Annotated in this window: 15 protein-coding genes; 6 read left to right on the top strand and 9 right to left on the bottom strand. The window is 47.6% G+C overall.

The features are described from left to right. The first annotated feature begins 3 nt into the window (after positions 1-3). The gene (locus tag ACKFKH_RS08715; RefSeq protein ID WP_446857873.1) at positions 4-2,100 is read left to right on the top strand and encodes a glycosyl hydrolase 115 family protein; all 2,097 of its coding nucleotides are present in this window, start codon (positions 4-6) and stop codon (positions 2,098-2,100) included. Between the two features lie 11 nt (positions 2,101-2,111). After that, a complete protein-coding gene (locus ACKFKH_RS08710) occupies positions 2,112-3,080 on the top strand; it encodes a lysylphosphatidylglycerol synthase transmembrane domain-containing protein (protein WP_446857872.1) in 969 nt (322 codons plus the stop codon). Positions 3,081-3,167: 87 nt separating this feature from the next. On the opposite strand, the gene ACKFKH_RS08705 is transcribed toward ACKFKH_RS08710, so the two are convergent. The 5 genes from ACKFKH_RS08705 to ACKFKH_RS08685 form a co-directional block, all read right to left on the bottom strand. Next, positions 3,168-6,521, bottom strand: a complete 3,354-nt coding sequence (locus ACKFKH_RS08705) for a right-handed parallel beta-helix repeat-containing protein (protein ID WP_446857871.1) — start codon at positions 6,519-6,521, stop codon at positions 3,168-3,170. A gap of 128 nt (positions 6,522-6,649) precedes the next feature. Next, on the bottom strand, positions 6,650-8,764 hold the full coding sequence (locus ACKFKH_RS08700) for a glycosyltransferase (RefSeq protein WP_446857870.1): 2,115 nt from the start codon (positions 8,762-8,764) through the stop codon (positions 6,650-6,652). A 393-nt stretch (positions 8,765-9,157) separates the two neighbouring features. Beyond that, positions 9,158-10,513 carry a nucleotide sugar dehydrogenase gene (locus ACKFKH_RS08695; RefSeq protein WP_446857869.1) on the bottom strand — a complete coding sequence of 452 codons (1,356 nt, stop codon included), beginning with the start codon at positions 10,511-10,513 and terminating at the stop codon, positions 9,158-9,160. Positions 10,514-10,720: 207 nt separating this feature from the next. Then, positions 10,721-12,031 (bottom strand): HlyD family secretion protein, encoded by a 1,311-nt coding sequence (locus ACKFKH_RS08690; protein ID WP_446857868.1) that lies wholly within the window; start codon positions 12,029-12,031, stop codon positions 10,721-10,723. Between the two features lie 1,267 nt (positions 12,032-13,298). Beyond that, entirely contained in the window at positions 13,299-13,448 is a 150-nt protein-coding gene (locus ACKFKH_RS08685) for a hypothetical protein (RefSeq protein WP_446857867.1), read from the bottom strand. Positions 13,449-14,557: 1,109 nt separating this feature from the next. Between ACKFKH_RS08685 and ACKFKH_RS08680 the strand changes: the two genes are divergently transcribed. The 4 genes from ACKFKH_RS08680 (at position 14,558) to ACKFKH_RS08665 (ending at position 16,336) form a co-directional block, all read left to right on the top strand. Further along, a complete protein-coding gene (locus ACKFKH_RS08680; protein ID WP_446857866.1) occupies positions 14,558-14,932 on the top strand; it encodes a hypothetical protein in 375 nt (124 codons plus the stop codon). Between the two features lie 222 nt (positions 14,933-15,154). Beyond that, a complete protein-coding gene (locus ACKFKH_RS08675) occupies positions 15,155-15,502 on the top strand; it encodes a hypothetical protein (RefSeq protein WP_446857865.1) in 348 nt (115 codons plus the stop codon). Positions 15,503-15,537: 35 nt separating this feature from the next. Continuing rightward, complete coding sequence (locus ACKFKH_RS08670; RefSeq protein ID WP_446857864.1) at positions 15,538-15,921, top strand: hypothetical protein; 384 nt, start codon at positions 15,538-15,540, stop codon at positions 15,919-15,921. Positions 15,922-15,967: 46 nt separating this feature from the next. Further along, positions 15,968-16,336, top strand: a complete 369-nt coding sequence (locus ACKFKH_RS08665) for a hypothetical protein (protein WP_446857863.1) — start codon at positions 15,968-15,970, stop codon at positions 16,334-16,336. A 214-nt stretch (positions 16,337-16,550) separates the two neighbouring features. Here ACKFKH_RS08665 and ACKFKH_RS08660 read toward each other — a convergent pair whose 3' ends face one another. Genes ACKFKH_RS08660 through ACKFKH_RS08645 form a run of 4 tightly spaced genes read right to left on the bottom strand, consistent with a single transcriptional unit; the run spans position 16,551 to position 21,382 of the window. Continuing rightward, positions 16,551-17,282: a DUF928 domain-containing protein gene (locus ACKFKH_RS08660; protein ID WP_446857862.1), complete on the bottom strand. Its 732-nt coding sequence runs from the start codon at positions 17,280-17,282 to the stop codon at positions 16,551-16,553. A gap of 52 nt (positions 17,283-17,334) precedes the next feature. Further along, on the bottom strand, positions 17,335-19,710 hold the full coding sequence (locus ACKFKH_RS08655) for a CHASE2 domain-containing protein (RefSeq protein ID WP_446857861.1): 2,376 nt from the start codon (positions 19,708-19,710) through the stop codon (positions 17,335-17,337). A 20-nt stretch (positions 19,711-19,730) separates the two neighbouring features. Further along, a complete protein-coding gene (locus ACKFKH_RS08650; RefSeq protein WP_446857860.1) occupies positions 19,731-20,666 on the bottom strand; it encodes a DUF1822 family protein in 936 nt (311 codons plus the stop codon). A gap of 23 nt (positions 20,667-20,689) precedes the next feature. Then, entirely contained in the window at positions 20,690-21,382 is a 693-nt protein-coding gene (locus ACKFKH_RS08645) for a hypothetical protein (protein ID WP_446857859.1), read from the bottom strand. Between the last annotated feature and the right edge of the window lie 329 nt (positions 21,383-21,711).

Raw genomic sequence — 21,711 nt, 5'->3', positions numbered from 1 at the left:
TCAATGTTTAACAAAGTTTTCGATCGCAGAAATCAGATCAATACTCTGATTCTGGCAGTCTTAGTAACACTGGTGATCAGCCTTTTTTCGAGCATTGATGCAGCCACATCTGCTGATGTTCAAATCAGTTCAGGAGTGCCTATTCTAATAGATGCTGGGCAAGATAGAGCCATTCAAAGAGCCGTCAAAGACCTCCAGCGAGATCTACAAACGGTGTTTGGGCAAGAATCACCGATCGTCACTAGTGCCTCAGATTTGGGTGATCGTGATGCGATCGTGATCACGCGCAATGGTTCCCAAACGGCTGATTCAACATTAGTAGGGATGGAAGCACATTCCATAATCGTGAAAAAGGCTGGAAGTGCTGCCCGCATTGTTCTGCAAGGAACAGACACACGAGGAACAATCTATGCAATCTATACCTTTTCTGAACGGTTCCTAGAGGTTCCTCCACTTTGGTTCTGGGCTTCGTGGAAACCTCAGCAGAAAACAGAAATTACCGTTCCCCGAAGTACTAACTTGCGGTTTGGTTCGCCCCATGTTGCTTGGCGGGCATGGTTTCCCAACAACAAAGATTTACTTAGAGGTTGGCAGAAAACCAATCCAACGATTGACGCAGACGACGTGATTTTTGAAACCATGCTGCGGCTAAAGCTCAATGTGATTAACGTCGGAGAAGACATAGGAGATTATCCCTCACCCCAAGCAGGTTTGAAGCGTGCGCGTCAAGCCTGCGATCGTGGACTCGCCATCACAACTCCCTATCTGGGGTCATTCAGATATTGGGACAAGTACTGGCAGTTAGTTCGGCAACAAGAGCCTCCGAAACTTGCCTTAGCGAACCGCGAAAAATTTGATGAGTTCTGGACTTACCACATTAATCTACTACTGCGCGAGAAGTTTGAAATGGTGTGGGGAATTGGCTTTCGGGGAGCCAAAGATCAAGCCTTTTATGATGCAATGCCCGATGCACCTCAAGAAGATGCGAGCCGCGCCAGGGTAATCCAGGAGATGATTTTACGACAGATCACTTTGCTGAAACGGATTACCAATCAAGCACACCCAGTAATGCAAACGATGCTTTACGCCGAAAACTCAAAGCTCTTTGCTCAACAACTACTCCGACTACCAGAAGAACCGAGTCTGATTTGGACATTCTCTTCAGACAACCGAGATCACTTTCCTGGAGTCGAGCTAAGAGGCGCGATCGCTCCCCCCAACCAGCCGATCGGCTACTACATGAACTTCCAATTTACCTCCTCCGGAGCGCACCTGGCCCAAGCTGAAAGCCCCTGGAAAATGGAACAAAATTTCCGCATTGCTCAGTCCGCCTCCCCACAACCCCTGCAATTCTCGACCGTCAATGTGGGCAATGTGCGGGAATTTGTTTTAACGATCGCGGCCAACGCCCAGATGATGTGGAACTTTACAGAATACAAGTCGGATGTCTTTGTGAAACAGTTTTGCGATCGCTATTTTGGTGCGAGACATGCCAACCAAATCGCCTCACTCTACAAGGACTTTTTTGCCTCTTACTGGCAGCAAAAACAAGGAGACATTCCTGGCTTTAGTCAACAATATCTCTTTCACGACCTCCGCATCTCACACGCCAGCGAAGCGTTACTCAAACACATTCAAACCGGACAACTAAAAGCCAACCCATTGAGCGATCGCCCAGATTTCTACCGCATTGAGCCTGCTAATGGTCAGACCCAAGTAGATGCGATTATTCAGGGCACGGATGGATCAATCAAAAAGCTGCGATCGGTACTGTCAAACTGTGATGCACTGAATAAGACCTTAGATCCACAAGGTCAAACATTTTTCAACGATAACCTGTGTGTGCAGTCCGACTTCATGCAGCAAGCAAATCGGCTTCTAAACTCGCTTGCCCATGCTTTCAAGTCTCTTCCAAATCAACGAAAAACAATAAGGTATCTCGCGCAAGCAAAGCAAGCAGCTAGAGCCATGCCGCGAACCCTAAAAGCAGCAGAACGAGATCGCTTTGCAGGCTGGTATGTTAACGAACAAATTTTCGGGGTGAAAAAACTGAACGATGCCATTGATCGAGCCGCGATCGCACTCTCAGCAACCCGATAAAACTAAAGCCAGTGAAACTAAAGCCCGTCACCGTTCTGAAAACAATTGTTAGCCTAGCACTGCTTGTTTTTGTCTTTACTCAAATCGACTTCCATCAAGCCTGGACTCAGTTTCAGCACCTTTCCTGGCAGTTTATTCTGTTTGCGCTGCTCTTTTACACAGGCTGTCAGTGGTTAAGTTGCTTGCGCTGGAGTGTTGTCCTTCAATCCAGCAATCATTCCGTTCCGATGAGCCATCTACTCAGCAGCTACTTCGCGGGAATGTTTCTCAACATCTTTCTTCCCGGCGCGTTGGGAGGGGATGCTTACCGAGTCTACCGGGTTGCTCAGATTACAAAAGATCCAGAAGTCGCCCTAGTCTCCGTTTTTCTAGAACGATTCACAGGTTTGGCAGCACTCTCCGCCCTTGCCGTATTAGGATTGCCGCCCGCCTTTCGCTTAGTAGGACGTTGGGATATTATTCTGCTGTTTATGTCCTGCGTTGGCGCACTGGTGGGAGCAGTTCTACTCATATCGAGTCCTAAACTACTGATATGGGTTGAGCCTTGGTTAGAAAAATTTCGGCTAGGGCGAGTTGTCGATCGCTTTGCCAAAATTCAAATCCTCTTAAGAAAGTTCGCTCAACACCGTCGCGCTCTGGCATTGTCTATGGGGCTTTCCCTGTTACTCCAGCTAGCGATCGTGTACTACCACTATCTCGTTGCTCAACAGCTCAAAATTCCGGTTTCCTACTTAGAGCTGCTCGTTTTCATTCCGATCGTGGTGGTCGTCACGCTGCTTCCTATCTCATTGGGAGGGTTAGGAATCAAAGAAAGCTTGTGGGTCTATTTGTTTAGTCGCGTAGGGTTAGCCGCAGAACAAGCCCTCCTACTTTCTCTAACTATTACCGCATTAAGTTGGCTGTTGAGCCTTCCCGGAGCCGTAATTTTGCTACTAGACTCTGCCGGGTATCAACAGATTAGACGGGGAACCCTTAAGTAGCTCCATAACCGATAAGTCGCTGGTCAGTAGAGGGGTTGGGGATGATAGTGAACCTCAGAACTCAGCAATGCCCTTTTTTCTCCGTCTTTACTCAAATGGCACTACCGAGGAGTTGAGTGTTTTGCTTGAGTCGTTACTCATCAGGGATTGTGCTACAGGCGAGGTAATCATCTTAGAGTTGGGGCCAAGGAGGGCGATCGCTGTTCTCGTAAATCCTGAAATTGTGTTGTTTTCGTAGACATTGTAATCGTTATTTATATTGCGTTCGGCGATTCCATTGCGGTAGCTGTTTGTGATAGAGCGAATGGTGTTGTTCCGAATTAAGTTGTTGGTAGACGACTTGACTGCACCTGTAGAAAAGTCATCCAGATAGATACCGTAGTAAGTGGTTGGTGCTGCGGTTCCGTTGTCGGCAATGGTGTTGCTAGTAATTGTCGTGAAGGTTGATCCTCTCAGACGAATACCGTGTTGAGCATTACCGACGATCGTGTTGCCTTCAACTTTGGTGTTAGTTGCCAATTGAACTAAGATGCCAGACAGCTTATTGCCGCGAATCACATTGTTAACAATAGAGTTTGCGTCAGAGGTTCTGCTAGTTTCTGTACCGGGTTGAATTGTAATTCCATTGCCACCATTGTTAGTGACTACGTTGTCTCTCACACTGTTATTTTTGGCAGCCGTCACGATATTGATTCCATGCCGACCATTGGCATCCAGAATGTTGTGAGTGAAGGTGGAATCGAGGCAATTGTCGATCGTTAATCCATCGACTCCATTGTGATCTGCCAGGTTTCCAACCATGCTCAGCCGGACAGTAGGCACACCCGCCGCCGAGTTTTCGTGAGGGTCAAATCCATAGTGAGGAAAGTCATGTGCCCGAATATCGACAAAGCTACTGTCTGCATAGGTGCCAAAATTCGCATAGCTGTTCTGATAACTGGTGCCACCGTCTTTGTTACCATCTAGCGACAGGTGCCGGAAGTGCTGATTTGAGAAGAAGGTTTTGACTTGGTTTTCTGCTTCGGTGTGATAAGCCGATCGCAACAGTCCCGCATCTTCTAGCTGGGCATTATCGACCAATCTCAGTACCGATTTCCAGCCAACTCCCGTCAGGACGACGTTATCATAAAGCACTTCAACATTGTCGGAGATATTGTAGGTGCCTTCCATTAGCACAATTGTTCCACCACCCTTTGATCCCAGGCTTGCGATCGCTTGTTCAATGACAGTTTGGTCAGCCGTGCCTGTCGCTATGTAGTCCGCCAGATTTGCATTTACAGAGTTACTAGCGGCGATCGTAACGGTGTTAGGAGCGTTGTGGCGCATTAGATTGAAGGTGTAGGAACCCGGAAGGGCGTAGTCAGGATTTCCAAGGATGGCAGTAGGTGTGATCTTGACGTAATAGGTGCCTGCCGCTAAGAACGATGTGACCGAACCTCCTGTCGCTGAGGAACTGCTATTTGAAACAGTGCCACTGTTCGTCGAGTCTTGCAGAATCGTTCCTGCACTGTTGAGCAGATCCAGGCGGTATCCTGCACTCAGCCCATTCAAGAACACGCTCACCGCATCAGAAACTCCTAGACTGAATTTGAAATAATCGAGCGGGTCACTACTGCCGACGAAATCTGTCACTGATTGCAGACGATCTGCTGCACCGAGATCAACCGCAGTCTCCAGGGTGTTGTCTGCGAGTGGGTTAGCTGCTCCGGTTTGAGTTGGGCGAGGAGTGACATCTACGGGTGTCACAACAACAGGAGTCGTGATAATTTTGGAGTTGGGCGCAAGCACGACGATCGGGCTTCTGGTCGTGCCTGTGATGAGGTTGTCCTGGTAAGTATTATTGTCATCACTGACGCTGCGTTCGGCGATTCCATTACGGTGGCTGTTTGTGAGAGAACGAATGGTATTGTTCTTTACTAGGTTGCGCGTAGAGGCCACAAAGGCAGGAGTTCCAGGTCTTGTGCCTACATAATCATCCATGTAAATTCCGTGGAACTTGTTGGTCAGGGAAAGACCGTTATCAGCAATCAGGTTGTTGGAAACGGTAGAGTTGCTGGCTCCTCTGAGGCGAATTCCATGCTCACCACTGCCTTGAATGGTGTTACCTGTGATCTCAGTATTGTTGGAGAGTTGAACTAAAATACCAGATAGTTGATTATCGCGAATGGTGTTGTTGAGTAGGCGGTTTGCATCAGAGGCTCTACTCGTTTCGCTACCTGGCTGAACAATAATACCAACGCCCCCATTGTTGGTGACGATGTTGCCTCTAACTAAGTTGTTTTTAGAAGCCGTTACCACGTTGATTCCATGCCGACCATTGGCATCAATGATGTTGTTGCTGAAGGTAGAATCGAGACAATTGTCGATCGTCAATCCATCGACTCCATTGTGATCCGCCAAGTTTCCGACCATGCTTAACCGGACGGTGGGCACACCCGCATCGGAGTTTTCGTGAGGGTCAAACCCATAATGGGCAAAGTCGTGTGCCCGAATATCGACAAAGCTACTGTCTGCATAAGTCCCAAAGTTTGCATAGCTATTCTCAAAACTTGCGCCGCCATCTTTGTTGCCATCCAGCGATAGGTGTAGAAAATTCTGGTTTGAGAAGAAAGGCTTCTGGATATTTTGCGCCTCACTCGGAAAAGCTGATCGTAACAATCCGGCATTTCTTAGTTGAGCATTATCCACCAATCTCAGAATCGACTTCCAACCCACCCCAGACAGGGTAACGTTATCATAAATGACTTCAAGATTATTTGAAATGTTATAGGTGCCTTCTAATAGGAGAATGGTTCCGCCGCCCTGAGTGCCGACTTGAGCGATCGCTTGCTCAATGATGTCTTGATCATTCGTGCCCGATGCCACAAAGTCGCCCAGTTCGCGGTTGTTGGAGTTGCTGGCAGCAACCGTAATGGTGTTGGGCGCGTTATGGCGTTGCAGATTTACTGTGTAGGAACCCGGAAGGGCATAAGTCGGGTTTCCGGTAATGGTAGCAGGAGTCACTTTGACATAGTACGTCCCTGCTGTGAGGGAAGACGTGACCGACCCGCCTGTGGTTGAGGAGTTGAGTGTCCAAGTCGTGCCACTGTTGGTTGAGCTTTGCAGAAGGGTTCCTGCGCTGTCCAATAGATCGACTGTGTAGCCTGCACTCAAGCCATTCAAGAACAGGCTAACTGCATCAGAAGTGCCGAGACTGAACTTCAAAAAATCTACGGGATCGGTGCTATCTACTGCATCGGTGAGCGATACTTTACTGTTTAATGTACCGAGATCCTGAGCAGTTTCTAGCGTGTTATCAGCGATCGGGCTAGCGGCGGCAAGCCTGCTCTGGGTGAGAGGCGTTTGCAGCAGGGAGGATTGCCCAGAGGTCAGCAACCCAGCAGTTGTCAGGTCTGTATTAGTGAGACTAGAAAAAGTTGCATTGGAGGGTGAGATAACCATAGGTGTGACCAAGAAAGAAAGGATACAAGGCTAAACTTCCTGCATGAATACTCCGCCCTCACCCTAGCCCTTTCCCAAAGGAGAGGGAACAAGAGGTTTTGGCTCTTTTTTGAGTAGATTGCTTTGCTTTATGGAATAGAGCTAGAAGAGACGATCGGGGCTTCAGCCGGAGTCACATTGCGCCAAGCGATCGGGGTCTGAGTAAAGCTTCCATCAAATGCAAGATATTCTAAATGGGTATCCTTGACTTCCTGTAATATCAGCGCATGAGTGCCGCTACCCTGAAATTGCAGATTGCTGAACCAGGTTTGATTGGCCCGTTTCACCATTAGAAAAGCGTCTTCTGTAGAGTCTTTGAGCAATGTTAGATGAGAAAGTTTTATGTCTTTTAGTGGCTGTGCTTTGTTGGGCGGCGAGATCATGACGATCGCACCTGGTTCACCTGCAACTAAATGCAGAATACTACGGGATTGTCCTTGACCTTTGAGAGCCGTCTGACTTCGATGCAGCGCTAGTGGTTGCGAAAGGGTTAGTTCTCCGGAGGGTAGATTGATCTGAATGCGTCCTTGAGAGGGCAAGCGATCGAACAGTTTCTGAAGAGCCGGGGCATCATCGAGATCGTCATTGGAGATCACCCCATAGTCCGTGGCTTGCAGAATTTGTATGGGTTGCTCAACGGTGCGATGGTGTTGCCTCCACCACCAAGCTTGAATATCGACTTGGGGAGAAAGATAGCCTACGAGACAAAGCAGCGCAATCACAAAGGTAAATCCTTGAGCAGCTAACAAAAATCGAGAAGTTCCCAGCTTCATCCAGCGCTTGAGTCCGGTTCCGGCGACCGATCGACTTTGATTGCCTCGGTTTGACCACTTTTGTTGCGCCAGATTCATTTGCGTATAAATCTTGACCAGCGAAGAACTCCACTGAGACAGCAGTTCGTGCATCACATGAATCGGCTTGAGCATGGCTTCTCGCTGCCACTGATATACTAATAGCCGGAGCGGTCGAGTAAACAAAATCCAACTGACAATCAAGCTTAAGCCAGTCCAGTTGCCTTGAATAAGATAAATCAGCATCAAGGTCGGTGCAACTAGGGCAGTCCAAAAGCTAATGCGCTGATCTAAGAGACAATACCAGGTGTACGCACCGACTCGCGCCGGGCCCAGCGCCATTGCTCGGCTTCCGTTTCGCAGCATGTTGCCAAACCAGCGCCGCATATTCTGGTACATTCGCATCGGCACATTTCCAGTCACGGTTTCCAGGGTTTCCACCATTACATCTGGAACGTAGATCATGTCGTATCCGGCTCTTAGCAGCCAATACCAAGTGCTTTTGTCATCCCCCGATAGAAACTTGAACTCGCCCCATAACCAATCTTGAAGCGTGTCATTTTCTAGTAAATCTGCAAAAGAAGGATCTAAAGCAGCCTCGGCACGATAGAGCGAATATCGACCTGTCAGACACAAGATTTTGCGCGAGAGGGAATGGGAACACATATAGAGGTGACGTTGAGCAAAGCGCAAGTCTAGCCACTCTCCAAAAACTTTAGAGCCATCAACGGTTGCTTTCTCGTCGGTTGTCAGTCCGCCCAGTTTGGGAAACAGCTTGAAGAACGGCAAGCACTTTCGCACGGCACCTTCTGAAATGATAGCGTCTCCATCCATCAAGACCACAATGTCAGGGCGGGAAGACTGCTGCGCTAGAGTCCGTAGCCCGATCGCTAATGCCCCCCGTTTTCCTCTTGCAGGATCGAGCAGTGGCACATAGTGAATCATTCGCATATCGGGATCGATCGACCGCAAAATCTCGGCGATCGCAATCATTTCTTCGGCGGTAGTCACAGCGACCAGGGTGAGCGGTTTAGAAAGCGTTTGAGCTTCACGAGCGATCGCGCCAAATACTCGCTCTGTAATCCAAGGTTCTTCTCGAAAGGTCGGCACCACAATGCCTACCGAGGGTACTTCCTGCTGATCCATCCGATTCGCCCGTTTGCGCCACTGAGGAAAGACCCAGTACACATACAAGCGAGAACGAATCGCCTGTAGCCCAAACCAAGACCAGCGCCAAGTTCCCAATGTACCTGCACTAACAACGGCCCAAAATCCGGCTTGTTGAATGCGATCGGGATCGCGCAATAGATAAAGACCACACAGCCCCAAAGCTGAGAGGAGCAGCAGACAAAGTAGATTCAACCCCTGCTGAATCCGCTTCTGAAATCTTCTAGACTCTAGAGACTGTTGCATTGTCAAGCTCCTTGGATGCAAGCGTTAGTCTGAAAGCGAACACTATCGTCTTCTCCCAGATACTCATTGTTGGCATTGCTTAGTTGAGGAATGAATTGCTCTCCTCACGAAGTGGAACGAAGCCCTCGCCAACTCTTCTCCCCAGGGAGAAGGGAGCCAAAAGTCTTGTTCCCTCTCCTTTTGGGGCTACCGTGTACACACAAGTCTTCCGATCGGTCATCGCTGAACGCTTCGCCCCCTAAATCCCCCAGACTGGGGGACTTTGAGCAGGGAGACTTCCCACTTTTCAGCAAATTTACAAGGTTCAAAGTCCCCCAGTTTTGGGGGATTTAGGGGGCTGAAGCCGCCTGAAACGGAGCGATGTTTGCAGAGAACTTGAGTAACCTGAGTGGCTCAGGCCGCAACTGCTTCCGCATCAGCGACGACAACAGAAACTGCTTCAGGGTCAGCGACTGCAATAGAAACCGCTTCGGGGTCAGCAGAGACAATCTCGCTGAGGTGAGCCAGATCAACGATCGCCGTGCTACCTAATAACCCTTGTAGAGAGTCAAGATCCTTAGTGATCACAGCCACCTGTGCACCTCTAAGTGCTTCGTGCAGATCACGCTTGAGAATCTGAGGAATTTGAGGTAGCTGCCGTTCGAGGTAAGCACGATTTGCTCCTACCATGCGGTCTAGCTGCACATCGGGATCATAAACTGCCAGTTCTACGCCGTCTTCCCAAAGCTGACGAATCAGATTGATTACCGGGCTTTCGCGCAGATCATCGGTGCCAGTCTTAAAGCTTAGACCCAGAATTGCGACTTTACGGGGATTGTGTTCGTGAATCTTGAGGCGAGCCGCTTCAATTTGGAGTTCGTTGCTGGGGAGAACCGCTTCCATGATAGGCAAAGCTCTGCCTAAGCGACGGGCATTAAAGGTGAGCGATCGCAAATCTTTGGGCAGACAGGAGCCTCCAAAGGCAAAACCGGGGCGCAGGTAGGCGGCGGAAATGTTGAGTTTGGTGTCCGCGCAGACAATGTTCATGACTACGTTGGCATCCAGAGAAAGGGGCCCACACAAGCGACCAATCTCGTTTGCAAAGCCAATCTTGAGGGCGTGGAAGCAGTTGTTTACGACTTTGATCAGTTCGGCCTCTTCGATGCCAATGCGATAGATCGGAGCCTGAATGCTTGTGTACAAGTCTGCCACCGTTTGACCAGAGCGATCGTCTAGCTCACCAATCACCGTATAAGGCGGCGCATAGAAATCTTTGATTGCTGTGGTTTCGCGCAGAAACTCCGGATTGATTGCTAAACCAAAATCTTGACCACAGGTTTTCTGAGCATATTTTTCTAGCCACGGCAACAACTGGGTGCGCGTTACATGGGGAAAGACCGTACTGCGGAGAACAACAGTGTGATAGCGATCGCTGTTTCGCATTCCTTTACCGATATCCCTGGCGACACTCTCAATGTAGTCCAATACAGGGCTGCCGTCGGGCGCAGAGGGAGTCCCCACACAAATCATCGAAACATCTGCCCAGTTCACATATTCTCTACCAGAAGTCACTGCTCTTAGTCGTCCTGCATCAATGCCTTGCTGAATTAACTGATCCAAATCAGGTTCCTTGATGGGGCTACGTCCTAAATTGAATACTTCTACTTTCTCCGGATTGGTTTCAACGCCAATCACTTCATGTCCCATTTCAGCAAAGCAAGCTGATACAACCGTGCCGACATAACCCAATCCCCAAACCAAAATCTTCATTAACTGCTCCTGAATTTGTCTAGTAGTTAAACGTGTGAACGATTAGACTGGTTCACAAACTTCCGAAACTCGCAGGCTAAAACGGGACAGCCTCAATGAGGGTTGCCGTTGTTGCCGTTGTCGCCGAAAAAACCGAACGCCTGATTTGCGAAGGTGGGCTGAATGCGATCGCTCCACCCTTTCGGTCAGATCGTTTGTAGAGATCTCCTAAAGACTTAGTGACTTTTTGGTGAATGTCACTTGGGCAATTTGTCCAACTCCACAAAACTCCTGGGGTTGGCTTACTTTCGCGGTCGGTTGGATGCGAACAATCACCCGCATCAATGCTTGTCCCGCTAAATCAGCTTTGATTGGAGGTGTCAACGCCTGTAACTGAGTGACGTTAAGATGATCAGTGCCTTGAGAATTCGCTGATGGAACGGGAGTGTTCCCGACTGCTTGCATTAGCTCCACCGTACCGCTCAAAGGAGCGCTTTCTCCAGACAAACTGACTTGCACAGACTGACGGGTGTTAATCTGGCTAGCTTGTTGAGCAGTCACAACCCCTTCAACCCACAGGTTTTGACAATCTAATATCGTCATGACGGGTTCTAGCTGGTTGACTTGTTCACTTTGCTCACTAGTAACGCTATAAATCACACCAGAAAAAGGGGCTGACACCACAAAATCTTGCTTGTCGCTGAACTGAGATTGCATTTGGCTCAACTGTTGATTGAGACGATCTCCTTGCGCTTTTAGCGTTGCGATCAAACTTGATTGAGTTTGAATGACTTGTCCAAGTTGCGCTTGCTGATCAGAAACACTCAGTCCTGAGGCGCTAGATTGGGTGCCCAATTGGGTAGCGTTTAACGCAGTTTGAGACTGTTGCAAGGTGGCTTCCGCCCGCTTGAGTGCTGCTTCTGCGGTGTCTATGCCCAACTTCTTTTCATCAACAACGGACTGAGCGATCGCACCATCCGCAGCGAGGCTGGTGTACCTCTGATGGACAGCGCGGGCCTGGTTAACGGCTGCACGAGCTTCATCAATATCAGAACGCTTTGCTTCCACTCCGGCGGCTGCGATCGCTGAGTCGGCAGCGACGACCGTCGTTCCAGTTTGTCTGAGTTGAGCAATCTGCTGCTGGGTTTGAGCGAGTGCCTGTTCAGCGGCGGTGAGCTGAGCGAGGTTGGCTTGGCGCTCTGCTTCTAGGGCGGTGATCGATTGCGCTTGCTGCATGTTGGGCTTGATGCGAGCGAGAATTTGCCCTGCTTTAACCTGCATCCCAGGAGTGGTGTAGACTGCGTTGAACTGCCCAGGGATCGGAGCGCGAACTCGCATAATTCGGGCATTGATGATCGCATTGTCGATTGTGAATTGACCCGCGCGTGACCAAATGCTCAATCCACCCATGCCGATCGCACCAACTGCTATAGAAAAGAAGCCAAACGCGATCAAAAATCGTCTTGCTATTGACCTCTTCTCAGGTACTGGGATATTTGGACTCGGCTCTAAAGCCTCTTGTGAAGTTGTAGTTTGCACTCAACCTTCCTCTATGTAATAGGTTAGCTGTGACTCGCCTGGTTTCTCATCTGATGAATGTTGTGACCATTCGGTACGAGACTGAAGTAGTCACCCAGGCGCAATGGTAAGCTTGGAAACTCGCCTCATGGCATCCGTCAAGTAGTCGGAAGTAGGAAGAAACATCTGCACAATTAGAGTGCAGCCCATTTTCAGGAATCTTCTTAAAAAATGGTCAAAAGCCGGGTAGAGTTGACTCTTGAGCAATTTTTCTCACCACTAATCGACTAGCTTCGTCGATTCTTGTCGGGTCAGTAGGCTTCAAAACTTCTGAGAATAAACCATCTCAGCTCTGACAGTCCTGTTTCCGCCATCATTTCTGAGGCTTCACTTCAAACATGCCACCTGGGACGGGCTATTTGACGATACTTTCAGGCTGTAGGTTGCGAACCGCTTTTCCAGACAAAACACTAAGGAGTTGAAACCTGTATCTTAGGTTGCTTGGTTAAGAACGGCTGGCTTTCAATTTGAAGCAACAATGCCACAACAATAAATACGTCCCTTAAACGTTACGGGAAGGAGGCACCATATTTGCTGGGTAGGCTAGGCGGCATCCTTTGGAACTGTGGCGCTTGTTTAATTGGTGAGACTCAAAGCATCAGTCAGGTTGTGAGCTAGCTACTTTTGCGTAAGTCTACTGTAAAGATGTAAAAAGCTCTTCGATCCGGGGAGGGAAACTGCGTGGTTTCCATGAGTCCAATCATTATTCTTTTCCCGGTATATGCCAATAGCAAATTAATACTCTTAATCAATTAGACCTTTTGCTTAAATATTTGATGAAACATTCAAAAATTGCCGCTTGATATACACTTATTTTGTGCGATCTCTGGTAAGCGTTCAACTTACTAATTCAACTACTGAAAAAGCCTTCAAACTGACCAGAATAAGGGTATCTCTATTATTTCTGAGTAGTCTAATATCACAAGAAACAATAAAGTCTGTCTTTAGCAGGATGAGCAAGGACGAGGAATTGTATACGTGAACTATTATTGCTCATTTTAGAGCCAAAAGATCACACAATTAAGACATAATTAAGATCGTGTAATTGCCAATCATCATAACCGTGCTGTCTGCTGATGACCAGTCCGAAGCATTGACTGCCTCATTCCAGAGCGAACGTGCGTTTGGGAACTGATAGAGTTGCCTGGCAGCATTAATCCGTTTATTCCTGTGTGAAATGCTTTAGAAGTTAGATCCAACCTGTTTTTTGTTCTAGTTGAGACGCTTCTTAGTAGAAATTTTCTAACTCACCCATCGTGAGCATGAAGCGATCGTTGAAATCAGATACGCGATTCTGGTCGATCATATAGACGACGTTGTAGCCCTTCAGCCGAACATGAGTATGTTTGTAGGTTAACCGCTGACTATCATTCACCATTGCTACACACTTTTCGCTCTGGCAATGCCTCGTATTCCAATGCCTACTTCAATCGCGGGCGCAGGAGTGGGCGAAATCAAACAACCCACTCAGCAGATCAAAGGTGAGATAGCTTTTGCAGTACAACACGATGAGTAGCCTCTCTGGTATCGCGCCCAAAGTTGCTCTGTGCCCCATTTAATATGTTGGTAATTGTCAAAAATTAGGTTTTAACCTCTTCAGCCAAGCGATTTATTATTAATATTCCTTAGAAAGTACAAAATATTTAACTTCTATCTGTCTTAGTTTTTTACATCGTGAATTTATAGAACTGGTCGAAGAAATTTACATCTAACGGTTTCTTGAACTTAGAACAATCAGTTTCCTAAAAGGGAGCGATCGAGGTTAGTTTCTACCGATATAAATCTCTTTCTCTTCATATAGATATTGACCAAACTCGGTTCAGTCTGTTTGGTTTAACTAACTATATCTTAATGCGCTTACAGAGATATTTCTGCGTATACCATATCTGATAACTGTTAGCAATAGTAAGCTGAAAGTTTCTAAATATCTGAGTCAATCTAAATAGAAAGTCCTCCTTATGAAGCGAATCAAAAACGTCCTTAACCTTCATTTTTAGGAAGAAGAGAGGAGGAAACTTAGCGCTCTAACCTTTGCTGTAGAGTAGCTTCAGACATTCTTTCATTTGATTGAATCTAAACACTTGCTACTTGTAAGAACGACCTCAGAGAGATCAAAGTCTAATTACTGAGGATAAAGATACAAGCGTTTTCTGGATATTTTTTTGCTCTAGTTTATTAAAACCTTCACTAAAAGCAGAAATAAAAATCTCTTCTCTATCATCTTTTATGCCACTGGTGAATACATATCTGTTATCTTCATACTAGATTTAAGAAGTGCGATTTTTCTTATTCAAAAGCTTTGCGAATTAGTCTATTAATTACTTGAAAACTGGGGAACTTAAGAAAAAATTAGCCCGTCTTCTTGCACATGAGGACAGAAAAGCTTGGCATTAACTACTTTCTAAATAGCTTCCGCTAAACGTTGAAGTTTTGTAGTTAATCCCTCGTGCTTCTAGACTCTGTAAACCAAGATAGAGGAAGTCTAAAATGTTGAAAAGAACTGTTGTTATTGGTCTACTGTCTGCGATCGCTCTGACAGGTTCTGCCTTATCAGCAAGAGCAGGTCAATCACAATCAAGTGTGCAAGAGTCTAACCAAGAATCTGCTGTGATTGGCGACTTCAATAGCGTTTATCAGCACAGTGGGCAAGCAACTATCCAACAACAAGTTGGCAATCTTAAAAAAGGATGCGGGACATCTGTAAGCCAAGATCAAGGCAGCTACCAAGGCTCTAATCAAGCTACCGGAGTCGTCGGAGTCGGTAACTCTGTTGGACAGGCTAATCAACAGCTTACCGTTCAACAACAAATCCAACGCCGTTCTTTCAAAAACGCACCCTGCTACAAGAAGGTTGTTAGATAGTAGGTGAAAAACTTGGGAAGCCCCATCAGTGTCAGGCTAGAGCTTTCATGAAACAGGGTTTCGAGTGATTTGCGTCTCACCGCACGACGGGTTTAATCATTGAGTAAAAGATGCCCAAGCACTGTAAAAGTGCTTGGGGTTTTTACCTTTCACGAGACTTGGTGCTTCTGTGTACCAAAGCGTCAGCCGTAGTTCTTTCTTGAATAGCGGAACTGTGTCATTATGACCATCAAAAAGTCAATTTCTTGGCTGGTTTTTTCAGCCTTGTTGTCACTGCCTAACATCGCTAATGCTAATGGCATTGATATTCAGTCTGACAACACCAGAGTTCGAGTGGAAACAGGCAGCATCAACATTCAAACTAGAGGAGTTAAACCGCTCTCTGGAATTGGATCATACCGAAGTCTACCGAAATTTCAGTATCCCAGAAACTGGAATAGCCGCTATTCTGGCTATCTTCGTAGCAATTGTCGCAACAATAGCTATAGCTACAATAGCACTCAGAGAGATGTTTCAGGTACAAGTGTTGTTCAAACGAGGAATTATGCATCTACAACGGTGTGTCGTTAGCCAAAAGTGCCCGAATCTTTAGCAAGGAGTTTAATGTGGAATTGAAGATTTTCTCCCTCAGTCTGCTCTCTCTTTCGGCGATGTTAACGCTAGCATCTTCCTCAACTCCGCCTGCTTTAGCGCAGTGTGTCATGGCTGACGTTTCGGTTCAAGCTGCAATCCGGGGTTCAAAAAAACCAGTGCAGCAAACCAATGATGTTGAGATGCAGAGTAAGGGAGCATGTGTTGGTAACACAAGTGTCCATACTGGGACACAGCTTTATGTTGGCGGTGGCGATAAAGTGATCCAACGCCGAAACAGTAAGCACCGTTTAGAAGGCGGTTCCTCTCCTGTGACTGGGGTGGTAGGCCCGACTGTGAAAATCCCAGTGAATGTGCAGGTAGATGTCTACAATCCGGCAGAGCGTCTTAACCGCTAAGTAGCTTTACTGCTGAAATTTGTCAATACTATTTGAGGACTGAAAAATGTTGAAGAAAGCTTGCGTTGTTAGCCTATTGTCAGTGGCTGCTTTAGGAATGATTTCCTTGCCCTCCAAAGCAGGACAAGTACAAGAAAGTGTTCAGGGTACTAGCCAGAGTGCCGCGATCGTAGGAGACGGAAACGTCGTCAACCAGTACATCATTCAAAATAACGTGCAGAAGCAAAGAGGACAGGGACACCTGAAAGGGAAAAAACAGCAGCAACAAGGCTCTTTTCAAGGTGCTGGTCAAACGGCGGGTGTTGTAGGGAACGGGAATCAGCTTAACCAAGTCTCTGAGCAACTGAACGTTCAGCAACAAAAGCTTCGCTCTCGCGGCCACAAACAGCGGTATTTTCGGGGGGATAAAGACTAGTTTATCACCTGTCCCTTTTGGTGGAAGAAGGGGACACATCGTTAATTACTAGCTCCGTTGGTGACATATATTAAGCTCGACCTTACTTCTTAGATAAAGTCGAGCTTATTTCTTTGGAACTCTAGTAATCCTAGTTTCGTGGTAAGTGTGGGATAGGCTTCAAGTCTGTACGGGCAGAATTCCTATCCTACACATCATTTAGAATTTTTGGACATCATAGAACTAAGGGTGCTGAAGCGACTTCCCCTAATCCAACAGACTGCAACAAACTTACCCAGTCTTGACGAGTTTTAGTATCTTGTGGAGAGGCGCTTAGGCGTTCAGCGTGTTCCGTCAGAGTCTCGTGCCAGATGCCTTCCGCCTCATAGTGAGCCACCCGATCGCCAGGGGCCGCTGTCGCTAATTTTCTCTCCAGATCAGGGCGTTCTACCCGTCGAATCGCCCCATTGACATACACAAACTTATCCTGGTTTTGGGCATCACAGTAAACGAGATAGTACCAGTGATAGTCTTTACCTGCTTCTAACGCAACAGTAGACGGTAGACGCAGATTGACAATCCCGGCTGGGGTGCCTTTTCCGACAGCCTTGTTTGTGTAAACCGTCTTGTCTTGATTGTCCTTGAGTACAAATTCAACCAGATAGTCGGATGTGAGCGTATACGGCACAAAAAACCAGAAGGTCGGAGACTTCGCCAGAGTCAACCCCGTACTGGTGTCAGGCATCAAGGCCGTCATGGGTGGCTTATTAGGAACCGAACAGGCTCCCCGACTTCCTCCGCCCCGGCGTTTTCGAGGTCTGCCAACATCCGAAAAGTCTATTCGATTGAAGCGCGATCGTCGTTGATTGACCGTACTGGGCTTGGCAGATAGTGTCGCTGTAGCTGAAGGGACTGCTACAGCAAATTCGCTCAATAGACAGGGCACGATCGCTCCAATCAGGATCATTTTTCTGAACAAGTTTCTCGTCATGGTCTTTCTAGTCATAGCCATCTTCTTGTTAACTGCGAACTTGTGATTGCAAATTTCGATTTTGGTAGATGGTGTAAGCGACCACACTGCCCCCTGTCGCGACTAAGCTCACTGCGGCTGGAATGATTGGCATCCATCCACCTCTGAGCAAAAGAATAAAGCAGCCAGCCGATAAAGTGCCCAAAGCGACACTGCTTGCCAGCCCCAGATGAAGGGGCGATCGTATAGACAAAACTAGAATGCCTCCCACTAGAGACCATCCCCCCACCCAGAGGGTAATTCCCCACGGCGGCAACCACCACAACAACGGACGCTGATCCATCACTGCACTCAGAATCTGACTCACCATATGAGCATGAATCATCACCCCTGGCATCTGCTCAGATCCCTGCCCCGAACTGTAGGGAGTCGGAGAGTAATCTTTAAAGCTCTGGGCAGTAGTGCCAATCAAAACAATGCGATCGTTAATTAGCTTAGAAAGTTCGGTGTCTGATGCGTTTATGAGATCAGTGAGCGTGATTTGTGAAGCGATCGGATTGGAGGAGCGGTAATTGAGCAATACCTGGTAGCCTAAGTCATCTAACGTTTGGTAGCCACCTGTTTGAGATTCAAGCTGCTTAAATCGGGTGTCGCCAATTCTGACTTCCCCTTGAGAATCGCGTTCAGCTTGAATGTTTTGATCCATCAGATACAACTGAGCCACCCGAAAGCTAAAAGAGGTGTCAGTCACACAGAGCGAGTTTGGGTTTGGTGCCATTGCCAAAAGTTGACGACGCACCACACCATCCGGGTCGATCGGAAAGTCACTAAAGCTCAAGCGATCCTCAGAAACGCCAGGAGGATGTCTAGTTCCAGAGCGCGTACCAGTGTCTCCAACTTCGCAAATCTCGATCAGGTTTTCATTTTGAAGATTGGCTTTCAGGTTTGCGTAGTTTTGAGTGATCGCAAAATCGCGGTAGATGTCTAACCCAATGACTCGTGGCTGATGAGATTGGAGTTTCTCTAGCAGTTGAGCCAGTGCCCGATCGGAGAGTGATGAACCACGTCTTTCTTGAGGATTTTGGTTCTGAACATCTTTCTCAGTCACGGTGACAATCAAAAGGCGAGGGTCGGGCGGTTCAGCAGGTCTGAGCTTCATCATGTGATCAAACGCCTGCAATTCCCAGTTTTGTAAAACGCCTAGCTGTCGTACTCCCATCACCGCCGCAGTGACGATCGCACTGACCACTAGCAAGGTTTGCAGACGCTGTTTGCGAGAAGGGGCGCGATCGATCGTCAGAGAGCCACACAGCGCTTGCCAGGTAGTCGGTTCTTCACTAGGATTCTGGCAAATCACAGGAAGCCAAGTCGCACAGGGACAGTCTTCTTCTAGCTTCTCCAGCCTTTCTCGTGCTTCTCGCACTGCCCCATACAGCGATTGCCCCTGTGAAAAGGTCGTTAGAAAGTGCTTGAAAAATTCTTGAGAAACCACATCCGGCACAAGCTCTCGCATCACAATCACTTGCGGAATGTGCAAATCTGCCAGCGACTGCGCCAACCCCAACCCATCACAAGAATTGAAAATCACCAGCTTCAAGCCGCGACTAATGGCTTTTCTGAGCGCATTTCTGAGCTGCTTTAGCGTCAAACTATCTGTCGCGTTGATGTAAATCCGCCCAGTGTCTTCCTCAGTCTGACTATGCCCCGCAAAAAACAGGATATCCCAGCCTTTTTGATCCCAGAGGTGTTCGTCTAGCTCCCAGTGATTCGGCTCTTCTAAAAACACTGGCATTGCTCCTGGCACCGCTTCTAGTAGCTTGCGGTCTGCCTGAAGGTCGATCCCCTCGTGATTTCCCAAAACGGCTAAGATCCTGACTGTCCCGATCGGAGTCTGCGATTGAACATTAACTCGCCCATACTCCTGCACACTCAAGGCAACTTCCGCCGCCGGATAATCCTCAAAAAAATTCCACAAGTGCCAGGGGAGCCGCCGCAGCGCATCATCGTTTGTTTCGATCACCACGCGCACCTCATCGGCCGGGTCTAGCTCCCGGCTCAATTTGCGATCGATTGACAAAAACGACTCCGAGTTAAGCCAGGCATTGAGCTGAAGCTTTAAGCGCCGCGATAGATCACTAAACTCAATTTCAGAAAAGTGAGTCACCCCACCTGGCTCGATCGTAATGGCACGGGTCGGCGGAGCGCTGCGTTCACGATAAAACTCGCGATAAAGTAGCCGCCAGTGTCGATAAAGCTGATCAATCTCTGGAGCAGGAGGCAAACTACCTGTGCATTTAGTTGCATAGCGATCGTTGGCAGCGTCGCCAGACAAATCGCCAACAGTCTGTGAAATCTGAGCCGTGATATTGGGACAACCGCTTTGCAGATCGCCAGAACCCAGGTTGATGACAACTAACTTACTCATTCCCATCTATCCATAAGCAGTTAGAGAACAAAATCCTCAGTTACCCTAACATGATCACAGGCTACCTGAATGCTAAAGCAATCACCCGGTAATCCTTTAAAAGATCTTAGTTGGATGTAGTTATCATGTCCTCTAGAACAAACTTCCTGAAGGATCTCTCCCGCTTCAGACAGCATGATCAGCTTAAGATTAGACGATAGACGAGGGCTGCCACTACCCGGAAAAAGCTGTACTAGAACCCCGATCGTTCCATCAATGTTTGTATTAAGACCCAGCGACAGAGCGACTGACTGATCACCCAACTGCATTCCAAAGTCAACTAACTTAGCGCGTTTAGTCTCAGTTTTTAGTAGCGTCATACTCCTAACCGACACCAAATCTAGCTTGTCGCTGTCCAAAACGGCTTCTAGGGTCTGCCAACCTGTCTCAAAAACGCCCTCAAACCAGCTTCTCAAGTTGATAGCAGCCGAGGTGATGGGAGCTTGCCGCAACTGATGGAGATAATCGGGAAACTCTGAGAGCGATCGCAACTGATTGAAAGGCACTTCTAACTGTGCTGTTTGCGTAAATCCCAGTAGCGTGGCTTCTTTCAGGGTCTGGCTCATTTGCACCGCGACATATCCCACTCGGTCTGATCCCACATCATGAGGAATCTGCATCATCTGTGCATTGGGCAAAACTGGACGACACTCTAGCCTACCGAGCTGTTTGACCCACAAATCCGCAATGTCCATCATTTTCACAAAGGTTGGGTTGCGGCTATCACTCCGGGCTACGTCCACTTCAAATTCCAAACAACGCAAATAAAAGTCTACGGCATAGACCGCCAGAGTGTTGAGATAGACCTGTTTAGCTTTCAGGGAGGTGAACTGCCGTTTTTGGTACTGTTGGGCGATCGTATGCGCCTCAAACGACAATGGCACTGTAAAAATCAAAGGCTCAACGGTTGGACTCATTCTTTATCTCTCTCTTTATCTCTCTACGTATCTTTTAGATATTTCCTGAAATAGGGCATCAAGTCTTTTAGCTGACGGTTAAAAAAAGAACACAGGGTTTGAACGGATACATTCAAGCTGATGGCAATTTCTAACCAGGTCTGACCTTCTACAAATCGGGCCCACGCCAGCGACTGAAACGTGACTTCTGGACGTTCTCTCAACCGCTGCTTTTGAAGAAGGTTGTCTGGGTCATCTTCCAGAAACTGTTGCAGAAGTTGACTAGCCGAAAGCGTTTCTTCGGGTGAGACCAGATTATCTAAGTCATCTAATGAGGGAAGGTAAGCAATTTGTTCTGTCTTGTCTGACTTGGGAATCTGGGTGATCCCTTGCTTTCTGTAGTCATTGACGACATCGATAAATTGAAAGTTTAACCGGAAGTTGACCCACGCCAACACAGGATGATCTGGATTGTAACTGTCAATTTTTTGACAAGTCTCAATCAAGGTTTTTTGGAGAGCTTCATTGTAAAGATCTTCATAAAGACTCGCAGACCATAAATGTCTCTGAGGATGCCCCAACCGACCCGATTTGAGAATCTCGTTGACGAGTCGATTGAGTGCGATTTGTCGTTGAGAACTTTGCGATGGGTGTTTTTGAGCTTCCTTGGCTTGCTGTTGAAGCCGCTGATCTAGATCATCATTCGGTGAGGCACCCTGAAAGCGCTCATTCACCATCTAATTCTCCTCGCTTCTCTAGAACGGTAGGGACATCTCAACATCAGGGCTGTCATGGTAGATGCTACTTTTAGTCTGGTGAAGTGGCATTTATCTGAGTAAAACCAGTACGTCTTCGACTAGAGAATTTTTTTAGCTCCAGAAGTTTCAGCCTCTTATACCTAACACTAATTTGGGGCTAGAAACCAGGGCTAGAAACTTACAAGGTTCAAGTAAACGCTTACCTTATCCTCACGAGGCTGCTCAAGTAAGTCTGGCTGACGGTGAAAAGTGAATGAAGCCCTGTTCTGTTTGATCTCCTCTTGGGCGGAGAATCGGAGACTGGCGTA

The sequence above is a fragment of the Phormidesmis sp. 146-20 genome (assembly GCF_052939475.1).
Note: the sequence above shows the minus strand (reverse complement) of the source record. Positions and strands in the feature narration are given on the sequence as shown.